The sequence below is a fragment of the Streptomyces sp. NPDC030798 genome, from assembly GCF_055572275.1.
The window spans coordinates 69,870-85,666 of sequence record NZ_JBVIDR010000010.1 but is presented as its reverse complement, the minus strand read 5'-3'; the positions used below and the strand labels follow the sequence as shown (position 1 = coordinate 85,666).

Genomic DNA, 15,797 nt, shown 5'->3' with positions numbered 1-15,797 from the left:
ACCCCGCAGGACGACACGAAAGCTCTCACAGTCATGTCTGAGACAACTGGTGCCAGCTACGCAGCGGCGGGCGTCGACATCGAGGCGGGCGACCGCGCCGTCGAGCTGATGAAGGAGTGGGTCAAGAAGACCCGGCGGCCCGAGGTCCTGGGCGGCCTCGGCGGCTTCGCCGGCCTCTTCGACGCCTCCGCCCTCAAGCGCTACGAGCGGCCCCTGCTCGCCTCCGCCACGGACGGCGTGGGCACCAAGGTGGACATCGCGCGCCGGCTCGGCGTGTACGACACCATCGGCCACGACCTGGTCGCCATGGTCATGGACGACATCGTGGTGTGCGGCGCCGAGCCGCTGTTCATGACCGACTACATCTGCGTCGGCAAGGTGCACCCCGAGCGGGTCGCCGCCATCGTCAAGGGCATCGCCGAGGGCTGTGTGCTGGCCGGCTGCGCCCTGGTGGGCGGCGAGACGGCCGAACACCCGGGTCTGCTGGGCGAGGACGACTTCGACGTCGCCGGGGCCGGTACGGGCGTCGTGGAGGCCGACCGGCTGCTGGGCGCGGACCGCATCCGCACGGGTGACGCGGTGATCGCCATGGCGTCCTCCGGGCTTCACTCGAACGGGTACTCCCTGGTGCGCCACGTCCTGCTGGACCGCGCGGGCCTGGCGCTGGAGTCGGAGGTCGCCGAGCTCGGCCGCACCCTCGGCGAGGAGCTGCTGGAGCCCACCAAGATCTACTCGCTGGACTGCCTGGCGCTGACCCGCACCACCGAGGTGCACGCCTTCAGCCACATCACCGGCGGCGGCCTCGCGGCCAACCTCGCCCGGGTCATCCCCGACGGGCTGCACGCCACCGTCGACCGCTCCACCTGGACCCCGGGCGCGGTCTTCGACCTGGTCGGGCGGACCGGCAGCGTCGAGCGGCTGGAGCTGGAGAAGACGCTCAACATGGGCGTCGGCATGATCGCCATCGTGCCCGAGGAGTCCACCGAGGTGGCCCTCGCGACCCTGGCCGACCGCGGGGTCGACGCCTGGGTGGCCGGCGAGATCACCGACCGGGGCGACAAGGAGAGCGGCGCCGAGCTGGTGGGCGACTACGCCTAGGCGGCCGAGGAGAGCTGCCGGGCCGGCCCGAGCACGAGTCGGCCCCCGCAGCAGCCGGGTGCCCGGCGGCGGGGGTCGCGGCGGGCAACGAGCCGAGCCGGGGTCACGGCAGCACGAAACCCGGTCCGGTGCTTGACACCCCGGACCGGGACAGTGCGGCTCAGCGCCGCAGGCTTACGCGCCTCGACGGTGCTGTGAGGGACCTTCGTCCTCGTCGTCGTCGTCCTCGTAGAGGTCGGCGTAACGGGAGTACAGGTCGTCGTCGTCATGCTCATCGTCCTCGAAGCGGTCGCCGTTCGGCGACTGGTTCGACGTCGATGCGCCCAGCTCCTCGGCCAGGCGTGAGAGGTCCGTCCCACCGCTGTTGTACTTCAGCTGGCGGGCGACCTTCGTCTGCTTGGCCTTGGCCCGGCCGCGCCCCATGGCTCGACCCCCTCAACGACGGGGCTCGACGGCCCCAGAGTCTGACACGCGTTCATGATCCGGAACGGACTCTCCGTAGAGAGGCCGGTCCGTAGGGCTTCCACGGTACCTGAGCCCGCGCCCATACGGTACGTCGCCCGCAGCACGCGCGTGTGCACAGGACCCTCGAGGTGCCCTGTCCTCGCTGGTCAGTGGCGATTTTAACCACTTATCGGGGTACGACCCGCCGGTGGAAGTGAGAGTTCTCTCGAAGTTCCCGCCGGCGGGTACCGCTCACTTGTGCGATCGGACACCCGATCGCGGCCTTTCGGGGTGCGGGGCTCAGCGGACGGCGCGCGCGTCCGCCATGCGCTGCTCGGCGATCCGGTCGGCCGCGGCGGCCGGCGGGATCCCGTCATCCTTCGCACGTGCAAAGATTGCGAGGGTGGTGTCGAAGATCTTCGCCGCCTTCGCCTTGCACCGCGCGAAATCGAACCCGTGCAGCTCGTCGGCCACCTGGATCACCCCGCCCGCGTTCACCACGTAGTCCGGCGCGTAGAGGATCCCGCGGTCGGCGAGGTCCTTCTCCACACCCGGGTGGGCGAGCTGGTTGTTGGCGGCGCCGCACACCACCTGGGCGGTGAGCACCGGCACGGACTGGTCGTTCAGCGCGCCGCCGAGGGCGCAGGGGGCGTAGATGTCCAGCCCCTCCACGCGGATCAGCGTCTCGGTGTCGGCCACGGCCGTCACCCCCTCGGGCTGCTGGTCGAGGATCCGCCGCACGGCCTCCGGGCGCACGTCCGTGATCACCACCTCGGCGCCCTCGTCCAGCAGATGCCGGACCAGGTGGTGGCCGACCTTGCCGACTCCGGCGATGCCCACCCGGCGCCCGCGCAGCGAAGGGTCGCCCCAGAGCTGCTGGGCGGAGGCGCGCATGCCCTGGTAGACACCGAAGGCGGTGAGGACGGAGGAGTCGCCGGCGCCGCCGCTCTCCGGGGAGCGGCCGGTGGTCCAGCGGCACTCGCGGGCCACCACGTCCATGTCGGCGACGTACGTGCCCACGTCGCAGGCGGTGACGTAGCGGCCGCCGAGCGAGGCGACCATCCGGCCGTAGGCGAGCAGCAGCTCCTCGGTCTTGTCGCGCTCCGGGTCACCGATGATCACGGCCTTGCCACCGCCGTGGTCCAGCCCGGCCATGGCGTTCTTGTACGACATCCCGCGCGCGAGGTTGAGGGCGTCGGCGACGGCCGCGGACTCGTTCGCATACGGGTAGAAGCGGGTACCGCCCAGCGCGGGGCCGAGGGCGGTGGAGTGGATGGCGATCACGGCCTTCAGGCCGGTCGCGCGGTCCTGACAGAGCACGACCTGCTCATGGCCCCCCTGCTCCGAGTGGAACAGGGTGTGCAGGACATCAGCAGGTGCGCCGGTTACGTCGGTCACTGTGGTGACTCCTGTGTAAGTAGCGGCGAGTGGGGTCGGGCCCCGTGCGGGTGGCGGGGCCGTGGCATGAGCGTAGAGCCTCGGTCACCGCACCATCCGCGCAGTGTTCAGGATCACTCTTCCGAGCCCTGCGCGCACGCATGACCGTGGCACGATTTGCAGTGGTTTCGAGCCGGGTCCGATGGGGAGGGAGCAGGCGTGCCCAAGGTGTCCTCCGTGGTCGTCCCCTATGCCGCGTACCTGCGTGTGTACGAGCCGCTGGCCGCCTTCCCGGAGCCCGAGCGCACCCACTGGGCCCGCTACGCCCGCCGCCCCGACCGCCCCACCTACCAGGACGAACTGCGCCGCTCGCTCGCCGACCTGCTGCCCACCCCGCCGATCCCGGTGCCCGTGCACGAGAGCGCCGACGCCTTCGTGCTGGAGACCGACGGCGTCCTGTGCGTGTGTCCCTGGCGTACCCGGCTGCGCGGCTGGCAGGCCCTCGGCGACCTGGGCGCCGAGCTGCCCCCGCCGGTGCTGGACGCGGTGCTGCCGCCCCTGGTGCGCCTCCAGGCCGCCCAGGACTACGAGCGCTGGCTCGCCCGCAACCCCGACGCCCGGCCCTGGATCCGCACCGCGACCTGGCAGATCCCGCTGAACTGGTTCGTGCTCGTCTCCGACGAGGAACGCCGGTACGACAAGGGCACCGCCGAGGTGCCCCCGATGCTGCGCTACCGCACGCCCATGGTGCAGGCCCGGCGGCGGGTCGCACGGGCGCTGCGCACCCTCAAGGACACCCTGGAGGAGGGGCCGCTCATCGACGGCCTGGTGGACGTCGGCCGCTGGCTGGAGGAGTTCCACCCGCGTTCGCTGGTCGAGCTGGACTACGGCGGCCTGGTGCACGCGCTGCCGGCCGGCGAGCTGGAGGACGACCACTCCGCGGCGGACGTCGCCGACGGCATCGAGGCGCTGCGCAGGGGCGACGGGAGCGCCGCAGGCGAGGCCTATGGGCGGCTGGTGGAGCGGTGGCGGGCGGTGCGGGACCGGCGTTCCGCGAACTGAGTGACGTACGTCACGGCCCAAATGCCGCTGGAGGACGTACGGTCTACCCCACTTAGGTCACCTGACGGGACGTTGGTCCCGATCCGGGCTTTTGTCTCAAGGGTGATGGACGGCACTTACAAGAGTCTTGCCCTAGTTGCCGCCCCTCGTGCCAAAATAGGACAAGGAGTCCGGGGAGGGCTCCTTCCGCCCAACTGTGCTCCACTCTGGGCGGAATCTCAGCATTGCACGCTTTGGGGGGTCTGGTGACTCCTGATCGTCCTGTGACTGATCGTCACAGTGGCGTGACTGTCCGCTATGGCATGGTCCATCGGCTTCCGCGGCTGATGACTACCTGGGAGGGCAATTCCATCGGTTTGGCCGACGCGGCTGGACAGATGGTGTAGTTGTAGTGCCGAGGACAAGCCGTTCGTCCTATAACCGACTCGACTCGCGTCCGCCATTTCGGGCAACGCGGGTCAAGGTGCAGAATTTAGAGGAAAGAACCGAGAACGTCGGTTCTCCCGAGGAGGCCGCTCATGACCGCTCGCACCCCTGATGCCGAGCCGCTGCTGACCCCGGCTGAGGTCGCCACCATGTTCCGTGTCGACCCCAAGACGGTCACGCGGTGGGCGAAGGCCGGCAAGCTCACGTCCATCCGTACGCTCGGCGGGCATCGCCGCTACCGCGAGGCCGAGGTCCGCGCCCTGCTGGCGGGCATCCCGCAGCAGCGCAGCGAGGCCTGAACAACTGCATAACCGGGCGAAACGGTTGGTCCCCCAACTCGCCGCAGTGCCCGGAACCCTAGCTCCAAGCGACGCGGGACCTGCCCCAACAGGGCCCACGCCCAAGCCGAACAGAACGCCGTAGGCAGCGACACAGGGTGCGTCGTCGATCGCGCTGGACTCCGCCGGGTCCAGCGCGATCCGTGTGTTGGGGGGTGCTCCGCCGTGAGCGGGCTTGTGGAAGTCTGGGGAGGGGTGTCGGAACCGCTGCGCGTGGGCCCGCCGGGCTGGTGCAATTGCACATATTAAATTGACCAGTTGTAGGAGTGCGGTAAGTACCGCACTTTCAAAAACTCATGCGGTGACTCCCGTCACACCCTGACCGGCTTGCCCGGATGTGGGCGCGTGGGTTAGTGGGCGGCGTGGGGCACCTCGTCCTCCACGGCCTCCTCCTCCGCCGCTTCCTGGGGGCGGGGGCCGGCGTCCATCGCCAGGCGCAGCAGGTGATGACAGATGGGGCAGTGGCGGGTCAGATGCCGGTAGGACGAGGCGGCCGACAGATGCGCCCTCAACAGCGCCCGCGTCTCGTGCCTGGCCGATGCCGCCATACGCCACCTCCAGGGGCCTCACAGGGGAACGGGCCCTGCTCCCTGGGTACCGACCGAATGTGACCCCGTCAACCCCACCAGCGGCCGCACAGCGCGGTGTTGGGGCAGAGAAGGGGGTTCCCTCCGGCGGCTCCGTTCGAGGGGCGGTTACGGGGACCCTGACGGGTTCGGCGCGCCTACTGCGGACCGCGGGCGCGGCCTTGGGCGGTGGGGGTATGGCGAAGGCCCCTGTCCGGATGGGTGGGGGCCTTGGCTTCGGCGGTCCTGACGGGATTTCCTGTGTTTGGTTGCGGCTCCGCCGCGGGCGCGGCCTTGGGCGGTGGGGGTATGGCGAAGGCCCCCATCCGGGTGGATGAGGGCCTTCGTTCTGCGGTCCTGACGGGATTTGAACCCGCGGCCTCCACCTTGACAGGGTGGCGAGCACTCCAAACTGCTCCACAGGACCAGGTGTCGCGGCGCTTGCTTTCCTGCGTTGCGCTGCGAGAAGAGACTGTACAGGAGGCGGGCCGCCTGGTCGAACTCACCCCCTGTGTCCGAACGGCTACGGTGCGGCCGCGTCGATCGCCTTCACGATCCGCTTGTCGGAGACGGGGTACGCCGTGCCCAGCGCGTGCGCGAAATAACTGACCCGCAACTCCTCCAGCATCCAGCGGATCTCCAGCACCTGCTGCGGCACCGGCCGCCCCTGCGGCAGCTGCTCCAGCAGCCAGGCGTACTCGTCCTGCATCTCGTGCACCTTCTCCATGCGGGTGGTGTCCCGCTGGACCCCCGTCGGCATCTGCTGCAGACGGCGGTCCGCGGCCACCAGGTACCGCATGAGGTCCGGCAGCCGCCGTATCCCCGCCCACGTCACGAACCCGGGCTTCACCAGGGCGTCCAACTGCTTGCGGACGTCCGTCAGGTTCGCCAGCAGAGCCGGGCTGGACACCGCCTTCAGGCGCCGCTCACACGCCTGCCAGGCTGCGAGAACCTGCTGCACCTGGGCGACCGTACGCACCGTCGTGTCGACGATCTCCGCCCGCACCTTGTCGTACAGCTTCCGGTACGACTCCTCGTCCCACGCCGGCCCCCCGAAGTCCCCGATCAGCTTGTCGGCCGCGGCCGTCGCGCAGTCGTCGAACAACGCCTGGACCGACCCGTGCGGATTCGCCGACAGCCCCAGCTTCTGCGCGTTCGTCAGGCGATCGCTCGCGTATTTCGCCGGACTGACGGGGATGTTGCGCAGGATCAGCCGGCGCGTGCCCCGCCACATCGCCTCCGCCTGCTCCGCCTCCGTGTCGAACAGCCGCACCGACACCGTGTCACCGTCGTCCACCAGCGCCGGATACGCCTTCACGGGCTGCCCGGCCCGACGCGTCTCGAACACCCGCGACAGCGTGCCGATCGTCCAGTCCGTCAGCCCCGAACGCTCCAGGGACTCCCCGCCCTCACGGGACGCCGTCGCGGCCGCCGCCTGGGACAGCGCCTTGCGCGCCTTCGGCTTCAACCGCAGCTTCAGCGCCTGAAGATCCTTGTCCTCCGCCAGCTTCCGGCGCCGCTCGTCCACGATCCTGAACGTGATCTTCAGATGGTCCGGGACCTTCGACCAGTCGAAGTCCTCCGCCTCGAACGGCACCCCCACCATCCGCTTCAGCTCCCGCGCCATTACCGCGGTCAGCGGCTCCCGCACAGGCTCCGCCTTCTCCAGGAACGCCTTCGCGTAGTTCGGCGCGGGCACGTAGTTGCGGCGGATCGGCTTCGGAAGGGAACGGATCAGCTCCGTCACCACCTCCTCACGCAGACCCGGGATCTGCCAGTCGAAGCCCTCGTCCGTCACCTGGTTGAGCACCTGCAGCGGAATGTGGACCGTCACACCGTCCGCATCCGCACCCGGCTCGAACTGGTACGTCACCCGGAACTTCAACTGCCCCTGCCGCCACGAGTCCGGATAGTCGGCCTTCGTGACCGCCTCCGCCGACTCCCGGATCAGCATCTCCCGCTCGAAGTCCAGGAAGTCCGGCTGCTCATGCCGCTTCCGCTTCCACCAGGAGTCGAAGTGCGCACCCGAGACGACATGCTCCGGCACCCGCTGGTCGTAGAAGTCGAACAGCGTCTCGTCGTCCACCACGATGTCCCGGCGCCGCGCCCGGTGCTCCAACTCCTCCACCTCACTGAGGAGCCGGCGGTTGTCGGCGAAGAACTTGTGATGCGTGCGCCAGTCACCCTCCACCAGCGCGTTGCGGATGAAAAGCTCCCTGGAGACCTCCGGGTCGATCCGGCCGTAGTTCACCTTCCGCTGCGCCACGATCGGGACGCCGTACAACGTCACCTTCTCGTACGCCATCACCGCCGCCTGGTCCTTCTCCCAGTGCGGCTCGCTGTACGTCCGTTTCAGCAGATGCCCGGCCAGCGGCTCGACCCACTCCGGCTCGATCCTCGCGTTGACCCGCGCCCAGAGCCTGGACGTCTCCACCAGCTCCGCCGACATCACGAACCTCGGCTGCTTCCGGAACAGCGCCGAACCCGGGAAGATCGCGAACTTGGCGCCGCGCGCGCCCAGGTACTCGTTCTTGTTGCCGTCCTTGACGTCCTTCATCCCGATGTGGGACAGGAGACCGGCGAGGAGAGAGGTGTGCACACGGTCGGCCGGAGCGTCCTCCTCGTTCAGATGGATGCCCATCTGCTTGGCCACCGTGCGCAGCTGCGTATAGATGTCCTGCCATTCGCGAATGCGCAGGAAATTCAGGTACTCCTGCTTGCACATCCGCCGGAAGGAACTGGAACCCCGCTCCTTCTGCTGCTCACGTACGTACCGCCACAGGTTGAGATACGCCAGGAAGTCGCTCGTCTCGTCCTTGAACCGGGCGTGCTGCTGATCCGCCTGCGCCTGCTTCTCCGCGGGGCGCTCCCGCGGATCCTGGATCGACAGCGCCGCCGCGATCACCATCACCTCGCGGACACAGCCGTTGCGGTCCGCCTCCAGCACCATTCGCGCCAGACGCGGGTCCACCGGCAGCTGGGCCAGCTTCCGGCCGGTGTCCGTGAGCCGCTTGCGCGGATCCTTCTGCGCCGGATCCAGCGCGCCCAGCTCCTGCAGCAGCTGCACACCGTCCCGGATGTTGCGGTGATCCGGCGGATCGATGAACGGGAACTTCTCGATGTCGCCCAGGCCGGCGGCGGTCATCTGCAGAATGACCGACGCCAGGTTCGTCCGCAGGATCTCGGCATCCGTGAACTCCGGCCGCGCGAGGAAGTCCTCCTCGCTGTACAGCCGGATACAGACGCCGTCGGACGTCCGCCCGCACCGGCCCTTGCGCTGGTTCGCACTGGCCTGCGAGACCGGCTCGATCGGCAGCCGCTGCACCTTCGTACGGTGGCTGTACCGGCTGATACGCGCGAAACCCGGGTCGATGACGTACTTGATCCCCGGCACCGTCAGCGACGTCTCCGCCACATTGGTCGCCAGAACGATCCTGCGCCCCGTGTGGGGCTGGAACACCCGATGCTGCTCGGCATGCGACAACCGCGCATACAGCGGCAGCACCTCGGTGAACCTGTACTTCTTCTTCTCCAGCGCGTCCGCCGTGTCCCGGATCTCCCGCTCACCGGAGAGAAAGACGAGGATGTCCCCCTGACCCTCGCCCATCAGCTCCTCCACGGCATCCGTGATCGCCGTGATCTGATCCCGGTCGACGTCCTCGGAGTCCTCCTCCAGCAGAGGCCGGTACCGCACCTCCACCGGATACGTCCGGCCGCTGACCTCCACGATCGGCGCATCCCCGAAGTGCCGCGAGAACCGCTCCGGATCGATCGTCGCCGACGTGATGACGACCTTGAGATCCGGCCTGCGCGGCAGGAGCTGGGCCAGATAGCCCAGCAGGAAGTCGATGTTGAGAGACCGCTCGTGCGCCTCGTCGATGATGATCGTGTCGTAGGCGCGCAGCTCGCGGTCCGTCTGGATCTCCGCCAGCAGAATGCCGTCCGTCATCAGCTTGACGAAGGTGGCCTCCGGATTCACCTGATCCGTGAACCGGACCTTCCAGCCGACCGCCTCACCCAACGGCGTCCCCAGCTCGTCCGCCACCCGCTCGGCGACCGTACGAGCCGCGATGCGACGCGGCTGGGTGTGCCCGATCATCCCGCGCACACCCCGGCCCAGCTCCAGACAGATCTTCGGAATCTGCGTCGTCTTGCCGGACCCCGTCTCACCGGCGACGATCACCACCTGGTGATCGCGGATCGCGGCCGCGATCTCGTCCTTCTTCTGGCTGACGGGCAGCTGCTCGGGGTACGTGACGGCGGGCACGCGAACGCGCCGTTCGGCCATGCCGGCCTCGGCCTTGCCGACCTCCGCCTCGATCTCGGCGAGGACGGCGGCGCGGGCCTCCGGCTTACGGATCTTTCGCGCACCCTCGAGCCGCCGCCCGAGCCGGTGCGCATCGCGCAGCGACAGCTCGGTCAGACGGGAGGCGAGGGCGCCAAGGACAGGGGCTGGATGCGTAGACATACGCGGTCCAGGATCTCACCCCGCCCGAAAAACACGCGAACGATTTGACCGGGCCCCGGCACGCCTTCCCGTTCCTGCCGCCGACGGGCCGACCGGGCTAGGAAGTGCGCTGGGCGGGCGGTTCCGAGTGGGCGGGTTCGGGGTTCCGCCGGGAGGCCCCGTTGCCGAGGGCGAGTGAGCGCGCGGTGTTGGAGACGGCCTTGATGCCCAGGTAGGCGGTCGTCATGCCGCTGACCGCGGTGAACGCGGCGCTCAGGATGCCGACGATCACGGACTTGTCGCCGTCCAGCCGCCATACGCCGAAGATCGCGACCCCGGCGATGACGAGATTGCTGACGATGACCGCGAGCAGTCCGTACCGCGCCCGGTCCTTCTCCAGCTCGGTTTCCTGCGCCACCGCGACCCCCTGGCTCATCGTCCCCGTCCTCGCAGCCACGTACGACGAAGGCCCCGTTCGTCGAACGGGGCCTTCTGGCTGTGGCTGGGGCCGGGGTCGAACCGGCGACCTTCCGCTTTTCAGGCGGACGCTCGTACCAACTGAGCTACCCAGCCACGAGGTTTCACGTGAAACCTCAGCGGTCCTGACGGGATTTGAACCCGCGGCCTCCACCTTGACAGGGTGGCGAGCACTCCAAACTGCTCCACAGGACCATGCTGTGTGTGCAACAGTGTCGCACACGATCTTGCGTGCCCCCAACGGGATTCGAACCCGTGCTACCGCCTTGAAAGGGCGGCGTCCTAGGCCGCTAGACGATGAGGGCTATCGGCCCGCCTGGGCGCTTCTCAGCGCGTCGGGGACGTGAGAAGCATATGGGATGGCGGGGAGTATCGCCAAAACGGTTTATGGCGCGGTGGGGGACGGTGTCGTCGGGGTGGGCGTGGCGCCGGGGAGGTTGTCCTCGGGGAGGTGGCGGCTGACCTCGGCTGTTGTCAGGCCCAGGCCGCCCAGTTTGATCGCGTCCCAGGCCTGGAGGCGGCGGGTGTCGCGGTCGAAGTAGAGGATCGAGGCCTCGATGGGGGCCGGGTAGTCGTGCTCGACCGCGCGCAGGCCGCTGCCGCCGGTGGAGCCCTCCATGCGCAGCCGGGTGCCGTGCTTCAGCACTTCCGTGTCCTCGTGGTGGAGGTGGCCGCAGAGCACCAGGGGCACCTGGCCGTCGGTCCGCCGGGCGGCGGCGGGCTCGTGGGCGATCGCGACGTCGACCGGGGTGCCGGCGGCCCGCTGGGTGCGCAGGGCGTCGGCGAGTCGGTCGCCCGCCTGTTCTTCGGCGGTGTCGCCGCCCGGGACGGTGGTGCGGTCGGGGGTGAACTGAGGGTCGCCGATGCCGGCGAAGCGCAGGCCGGCGACGGTCTCGGCGTGACCGTCGTCGAGCACGTGCACGTTCTTCATGCGCTGCAGGTAGCGCTGGGTGGTCGCGGAGTCGTGGTTGCCGCGGACCCAGACATAGGGGGCGCCCAGGTCCCTGATCGGGTCCAGGAAGCCGTTCTCCGCCGCGGTGCCGTGGTCCATGGTGTCGCCGGAGTCGACGATCACGTTCACGTTGTACTGCTTGACCAGCGAGGCGATGATCTTCCAGCTGGCGGGGTTGAGATGGATGTCGGAGACGTGCAGGACCCGGAGGGTCGAGGGGTCCGGCTGGTAGGCCGGGAGTGTGGACGTGACGTCGTAGAGCTTGGTCACGTTCGTGACGAGGCGTGCGAGCTCCTTCTGGTAGACGTCGAATTCCGTGACGATGCTGCGGGCGTTGCCGACCAGGGACGGCGCGGAGGACAGCAGGCCGGAGAACTTGGGTTCCAGCACGGACTTGGGGTTCCAGGTGGCGTACGCGGTGGCGCCGGAGGCGGCGAGGAGCGTGAGGGCCAGCCCGCCTGCGGCGAGGGCGCGGCGGGGGCGGCGGTAGACGGCGAGGCCGAGGGCCGTGGCGCCGGTGACGACGGCGACGCAGGAGCGCACGGCGAGGTCGAGGGTGCCGTGTTCGACGTCGTGGGCGACTTCGTCCTGGAGGCCGGAGATGCGTTCGGGGTGGTCGACGAGGGCCTGGGAGCGCAGCGGGTCGAGCTGGTCGACGTTGACGTCGAGGCGGACGGGGGCGGCGTGGCTGTCGAGGGTGAGGGCGCCGAGCGGGGAGACGTTGATCTTGGTGCCGCCGGTGAGGGAGGGGCGTAGCGCCATCGTCGTGTTCATGGGGCCGACCGGGACGCGGACGTTTCCCACGACGAGCAGGCCGAGCCAGGCACCGACGAGGACCACCGCGGTGAGGCCGAGGGCGCGGAGCCAGGGGTGGGGTCGGGTGGCGAGTTCGAGGTCGGGGAGCGCGGGCGCCTTGGCGCGGCGGAGGTGTGTGCGGTCGTGGTTCCGGTTCAGCATGCGGTTCAGGGCTGCGACGGGGACGCGGGCCATTGGGGCCGTATGCCCAGGGGGCGGCGTGGATATGCGACGGTTCGCCGCTCTCGTACGGCTCGCCGTTCCGGTACCGCTCGTACGGCTGCTGTGGCGGTGTCGTACCCGACAATGACCCTGTGCTGGAGATGACGCGTGAGGAGTTCGAGGAACTGGTTGCCGAGGCGCTCGACCGGATTCCGCCGGAGTTGGCGCGGTTGATGGACAACGTGGCGGTGTTCGTGGAGGACGAGCCGCCGGCGGATGATCCGGAGTTGCTGGGGCTGTACGAGGGGACGCCGTTGACGGAGCGCGGCGAGTGGTACGCGGGGGTGCTGCCGGACCGGATCACGGTGTACCGGGGTCCGACGCTGCGGATGTGCGAGACCCGGGAGGACGTGGTGGCGGAGACGGAGGTCACGGTGGTGCACGAGGTCGCTCACCATTTCGGTATCGACGATGCGCGGCTGCATGCTCTCGGGTACGGGTGACCCGCTGCGGGTGAACGGTCGGGTGTTGATTCGAACGCGGGGCGTGTCCTCTTGCGTGCGGCGGGAGTTGGGGAGGTTGACTCCCTTTCTTGTCTCCGGAGGTGGCCGCCGTGCGCCCCTTGTACGTACCCGTCCGTCTGGCCGTCACGGTGCTGGCGGTGTCCGTCGCCGCGGGATGTGTGAGCGTGGGTGACGACGCCGGCCGGGTCAGGCCCTCGCACTCGGTGGGGCAGCGGGGCGGTGAGGCGCCGGACGGGGGGCCGGGGGGCGCGGGCGGTGGTCTCGGGTTCGGCGGTGGGCCGGGGGGCGGCAAGCACGGGCACGGGGGGAAGAAGAAGCACGGGAAGTCGGCGTCGGCCTCGGCGACGCCGTCCGCGGCGGCCAGTGGGTCGCCGGCGCCGGGGAAGCCGGGGAAGCCGGGAAAGCCGGTGCCGCCCAGTCCGCCGGGCACGGTGGCGCCTTCCGAGCCGCCGACGGTGGAGCCGCAGCCGACACCGAGTGAGCAGCCGACGCCGGCGTCGCCGCCGCCCCCGTCGGCGGAGCCGTCCTCCTCGGCGCACGAGGAGACGGGGACGCAGCTGGCCCAGCGGGAGCCGGCGCCTGCGGCGGGGGTGCCTGCCTGAGCAGAGGTGGCGCTGACCTGCTGTGATGGGGTCGGTTTGCGTTGAGGGGCAGGGGGTGCGTATGGTGGTAGATCGTTTGATCCCATTTGCCCGGCGCCACCGCAGAGCGCGCCGTGTGGCGCGTACTCTCCCTTGCCGTGGCGGACCGCATTGAGGCGGTCGTGAGCGAATCACGGAGTTGACGGGCGCGTGCCGACGAGACTCCGGAAGGTTTCGCATTCGCATGTCCGTGTCCAGCACTGATCAGATCGTCGTGTCCGAGAACGAGAACGAACTCGTGGACGTGGCGACCGAGGCCCTCGAGGCCGCTGACACCACCCCCCAGTCCCCCCAGATCACCTTCGCCGACCTCGGTCTGCCCGAGGGCGTCGTGCGCAAGCTGGCGCAGAACGGTGTGACGGTTCCCTTCCCGATCCAGGCCGCGACCATCCCGGACGCCCTGGGCGGCAAGGACATCCTCGGCCGTGGCCGCACCGGCTCCGGCAAGACCCTGTCGTTCGGTCTGCCGACGCTGACCACGCTGGCCGGTGGCCGCACCGAGAAGCACAAGCCCCGCGCCGTGATCCTCACGCCGACCCGTGAGCTCGCCATGCAGGTCGCCGACGCCCTCCAGCCCTACGGTGACGTCCTCGGCCTGAGGATGAAGGTCGTCTGCGGCGGTACGTCGATGGGCAACCAGATCTACGCCCTGGAGCGCGGCGTCGACATCCTCGTCGCCACGCCGGGCCGGCTGCGCGACATCATCAACCGCGGCGCGTGCTCGCTGGAGGACGTGCAGATCACCGTTCTGGACGAGGCCGACCAGATGTCGGACCTGGGCTTCCTGCCCGAGGTGACCGAGCTGCTCGACCAGGTTCCGGCGGGCGGTCAGCGGATGCTGTTCTCCGCGACGATGGAGAACGAGATCCAGACCCTCGTCGACCGCTACCTGAACAACCCGGTCTCCCACGAGGTGGACGCGGCCCAGGGCGCGGTGACGACCATGTCGCACCACATCCTCATCGTGAAGCCCAAGGACAAGGCGCCGGTCACGGCCGCGATCGCGTCCCGCAAGGGCCGCACGATCATCTTCGTCCGCACCCAGCTCGGCGCCGACCGGGTCGCCGAGCAGCTGCGTGAGGCGGGTGTGAAGGCGGACGCGCTGCACGGCGGCATGACCCAGGGCGCGCGCACGCGCACGCTGGCCGACTTCAAGGACGGGTACGTCAACGTCCTGGTCGCGACGGACGTGGCCGCGCGCGGCATCCACGTGGACGGCATCGACCTGGTGCTGAACGTGGACCCGGCGGGCGACCACAAGGACTATCTGCACCGGGCGGGCCGTACCGCGCGTGCGGGCCGTACCGGCACGGTGGTGTCCCTGTCGCTGCCGCACCAGCGCCGGCAGATCTTCCGGCTGATGGAGGACGCGGGTGTCGATGCCGCGCGTCACATCATCCAGGGCGGGGCTGCCTTCGACCCGGAGGTCGCCGAGATCACCGGTGCCCGGTCCATGACCGAGGTGCAGGCCGAGTCCGCGGCGAACGCCGCCCAGCAGGCCGAGCGGGAGGTCGCCCAGCTGACCAAGCAGCTCGAGCGTGCCCAGCGCCGGGCGGGCGAGCTGCGCGAGGAGGCGGACCGGCTGGTCGCCCGGGTCGCGCGTGAGCGCGGTGAGGACCCGGAGGCGGCGGTGGCCGAGGCCCAGGCGGCCGCGGCGGAGGCCGTGGTGGAGGCGCCGGTGGCCGCGGAGCCGGAGCCGGTGGTGCGCGAGCGCGAGGAGCGTACGGCGGGTTCGGCGTCGTACGAGCGCCGGGAGCGGCGGGGCTTCGAGCGCCGTGACGACCGGGGCGACCGGGGTGAGCGGGGTGGCCGTGGTTTCGAGCGCCGCGAGGAGCGCCGTCCGTTCGACCGCGACCGTGACCGGGACCGTGGGTTCGAGCGCCGTGACGACCGGGGTGACCGGGGTGAGCGGGGTGGCCGTGGTTTCGAGCGGCGCGACGAGCGCCGTCCGTTCGACCGGGACCGTGACCGTGGCAGCCGCGGGTTCGAGCGCCGTGACGACCGGGGTGACCGGGGTGACCGGGGTGAGCGGGGCGGTCGTGGTTTCGAGCGGCGCGAGGAGCGCCGTCCGTTCGACCGGGACCGTGACCGTGGCAGCCGTGGGTTCGAGCGCCGTGACGACCGGGGTGGTTTCCGCCGGGACGAGCGGGGCGGGCACCGGGGCAGTGACCGGCCGTTCAACCGTGACCGGCGCGACGACCGTCCGGGTTTCCGGTCCGGCGGTCACGAGCGGCCCTACGGCCGCCGTGACGACCACCGTGGTACGGGCTTCGGCCGCCGTGAGGACAAGCCGCGCTGGAAGCGCAACGGCTGACGGACCGTGAGCGGGGACCGGCCTGGTGCGCCGGTCCCGTGACAGACAGACAAACAAACAAACGGCCGCGGGGGGGGGGGGGAGGGGGGGGGAGGGGGGGGGGTGGGGGGGGGGGGAGGGGGGGGGGGGGGGGGGGGGGGGGGGGGGGGGGGGGGGGGGGGGGAAGGGGGTGGG

11 protein-coding genes and 4 tRNA genes are annotated in these 15,797 nt (G+C 70.1%); 5 read left to right on the top strand and 10 right to left on the bottom strand.

The window, feature by feature from the left end:
- The first annotated feature begins 33 nt into the window (after positions 1-33).
- The gene (gene purM / locus ACZ404_RS23115; protein ID WP_468442785.1) at positions 34-1,098 is read left to right on the top strand and encodes a phosphoribosylformylglycinamidine cyclo-ligase; all 1,065 of its coding nucleotides are present in this window, start codon (positions 34-36) and stop codon (positions 1,096-1,098) included.
- Positions 1,099-1,272: 174 nt separating this feature from the next.
- Here the strand turns inward: purM and ACZ404_RS23110 are convergent, their stop codons facing one another.
- Complete coding sequence (locus tag ACZ404_RS23110; protein ID WP_468442783.1) at positions 1,273-1,521, bottom strand: DUF3073 domain-containing protein; 249 nt, start codon at positions 1,519-1,521, stop codon at positions 1,273-1,275.
- A gap of 321 nt (positions 1,522-1,842) precedes the next feature.
- Positions 1,843-2,940, bottom strand: coding sequence for a Leu/Phe/Val dehydrogenase (locus ACZ404_RS23105; protein WP_468442781.1), 1,098 nt, complete (start codon positions 2,938-2,940; stop codon positions 1,843-1,845).
- A gap of 198 nt (positions 2,941-3,138) precedes the next feature.
- On the opposite strand from ACZ404_RS23105, the gene ACZ404_RS23100 reads away from it, so the two are divergent.
- On the top strand, positions 3,139-3,981 hold the full coding sequence (locus tag ACZ404_RS23100) for a DUF8083 family protein (RefSeq protein WP_468442779.1): 843 nt from the start codon (positions 3,139-3,141) through the stop codon (positions 3,979-3,981).
- 518 nt (positions 3,982-4,499) lie between these two features.
- Positions 4,500-4,706 (top strand): developmental transcriptional regulator BldC, encoded by a 207-nt coding sequence (gene bldC, locus ACZ404_RS23095; RefSeq protein WP_003949541.1) that lies wholly within the window; start codon positions 4,500-4,502, stop codon positions 4,704-4,706.
- Between the two features lie 389 nt (positions 4,707-5,095).
- On the opposite strand, the gene ACZ404_RS23090 is transcribed toward bldC, so the two are convergent.
- From ACZ404_RS23090 to ACZ404_RS23055, 8 genes are all read right to left on the bottom strand, one after another.
- The gene (locus ACZ404_RS23090) at positions 5,096-5,293 is read right to left on the bottom strand and encodes a DUF6274 family protein (RefSeq protein WP_468442777.1); all 198 of its coding nucleotides are present in this window, start codon (positions 5,291-5,293) and stop codon (positions 5,096-5,098) included.
- 370 nt (positions 5,294-5,663) lie between these two features.
- A tRNA-Asp gene (locus ACZ404_RS23085) sits at positions 5,664-5,738 on the bottom strand.
- A 96-nt stretch (positions 5,739-5,834) separates the two neighbouring features.
- Complete coding sequence (gene hrpA, locus ACZ404_RS23080; protein ID WP_468442775.1) at positions 5,835-9,779, bottom strand: ATP-dependent RNA helicase HrpA; 3,945 nt, start codon at positions 9,777-9,779, stop codon at positions 5,835-5,837.
- 97 nt (positions 9,780-9,876) lie between these two features.
- The gene (locus tag ACZ404_RS23075) at positions 9,877-10,194 is read right to left on the bottom strand and encodes a hypothetical protein (RefSeq protein ID WP_468442773.1); all 318 of its coding nucleotides are present in this window, start codon (positions 10,192-10,194) and stop codon (positions 9,877-9,879) included.
- A 63-nt stretch (positions 10,195-10,257) separates the two neighbouring features.
- A tRNA-Phe gene (locus tag ACZ404_RS23070) sits at positions 10,258-10,331 on the bottom strand.
- A 24-nt stretch (positions 10,332-10,355) separates the two neighbouring features.
- Positions 10,356-10,430, bottom strand: a tRNA-Asp gene (locus tag ACZ404_RS23065).
- Between the two features lie 37 nt (positions 10,431-10,467).
- A tRNA-Glu gene (locus tag ACZ404_RS23060) sits at positions 10,468-10,540 on the bottom strand.
- Between the two features lie 80 nt (positions 10,541-10,620).
- Positions 10,621-12,177, bottom strand: a complete 1,557-nt coding sequence (locus tag ACZ404_RS23055; protein WP_468442771.1) for a metallophosphoesterase family protein — start codon at positions 12,175-12,177, stop codon at positions 10,621-10,623.
- A 119-nt stretch (positions 12,178-12,296) separates the two neighbouring features.
- On the opposite strand from ACZ404_RS23055, the gene ACZ404_RS23050 reads away from it, so the two are divergent.
- Together ACZ404_RS23050 and ACZ404_RS23045 are read left to right on the top strand one after the other, a co-directional pair.
- Positions 12,297-12,647: a metallopeptidase family protein gene (locus tag ACZ404_RS23050; RefSeq protein ID WP_468442769.1), complete on the top strand. Its 351-nt coding sequence runs from the start codon at positions 12,297-12,299 to the stop codon at positions 12,645-12,647.
- Positions 12,648-13,493: 846 nt separating this feature from the next.
- Positions 13,494-15,623, top strand: coding sequence for a DEAD/DEAH box helicase (locus tag ACZ404_RS23045; RefSeq protein WP_468442767.1), 2,130 nt, complete (start codon positions 13,494-13,496; stop codon positions 15,621-15,623).
- The last annotated feature ends 174 nt before the right edge of the window (positions 15,624-15,797 follow it).

What these genes read in the sequence shown, in the direction of transcription:
- purM (WP_468442785.1), top strand. Translation starts at nt 34, where the DNA reads ATGTCTGAGACAACTGGTGCCAGCTACGCAGCGGCGGGCGTCGACATC.
- ACZ404_RS23110 (WP_468442783.1), bottom strand. Translation starts at nt 1,521, where the DNA reads ATGGGGCGCGGCCGGGCCAAGGCCAAGCAGACGAAGGTCGCCCGCCAG.
- bldC (WP_003949541.1), top strand. Translation starts at nt 4,500, where the DNA reads ATGACCGCTCGCACCCCTGATGCCGAGCCGCTGCTGACCCCGGCTGAG.
- ACZ404_RS23090 (WP_468442777.1), bottom strand. Translation starts at nt 5,293, where the DNA reads ATGGCGGCATCGGCCAGGCACGAGACGCGGGCGCTGTTGAGGGCGCAT.
- hrpA (WP_468442775.1), bottom strand. Translation starts at nt 9,779, where the DNA reads ATGTCTACGCATCCAGCCCCTGTCCTTGGCGCCCTCGCCTCCCGTCTG.
- ACZ404_RS23075 (WP_468442773.1), bottom strand. Translation starts at nt 10,194, where the DNA reads ATGAGCCAGGGGGTCGCGGTGGCGCAGGAAACCGAGCTGGAGAAGGAC.
- ACZ404_RS23055 (WP_468442771.1), bottom strand. Translation starts at nt 12,177, where the DNA reads ATGGCCCGCGTCCCCGTCGCAGCCCTGAACCGCATGCTGAACCGGAAC.
- ACZ404_RS23045 (WP_468442767.1), top strand. Translation starts at nt 13,494, where the DNA reads ATGTCCGTGTCCAGCACTGATCAGATCGTCGTGTCCGAGAACGAGAAC.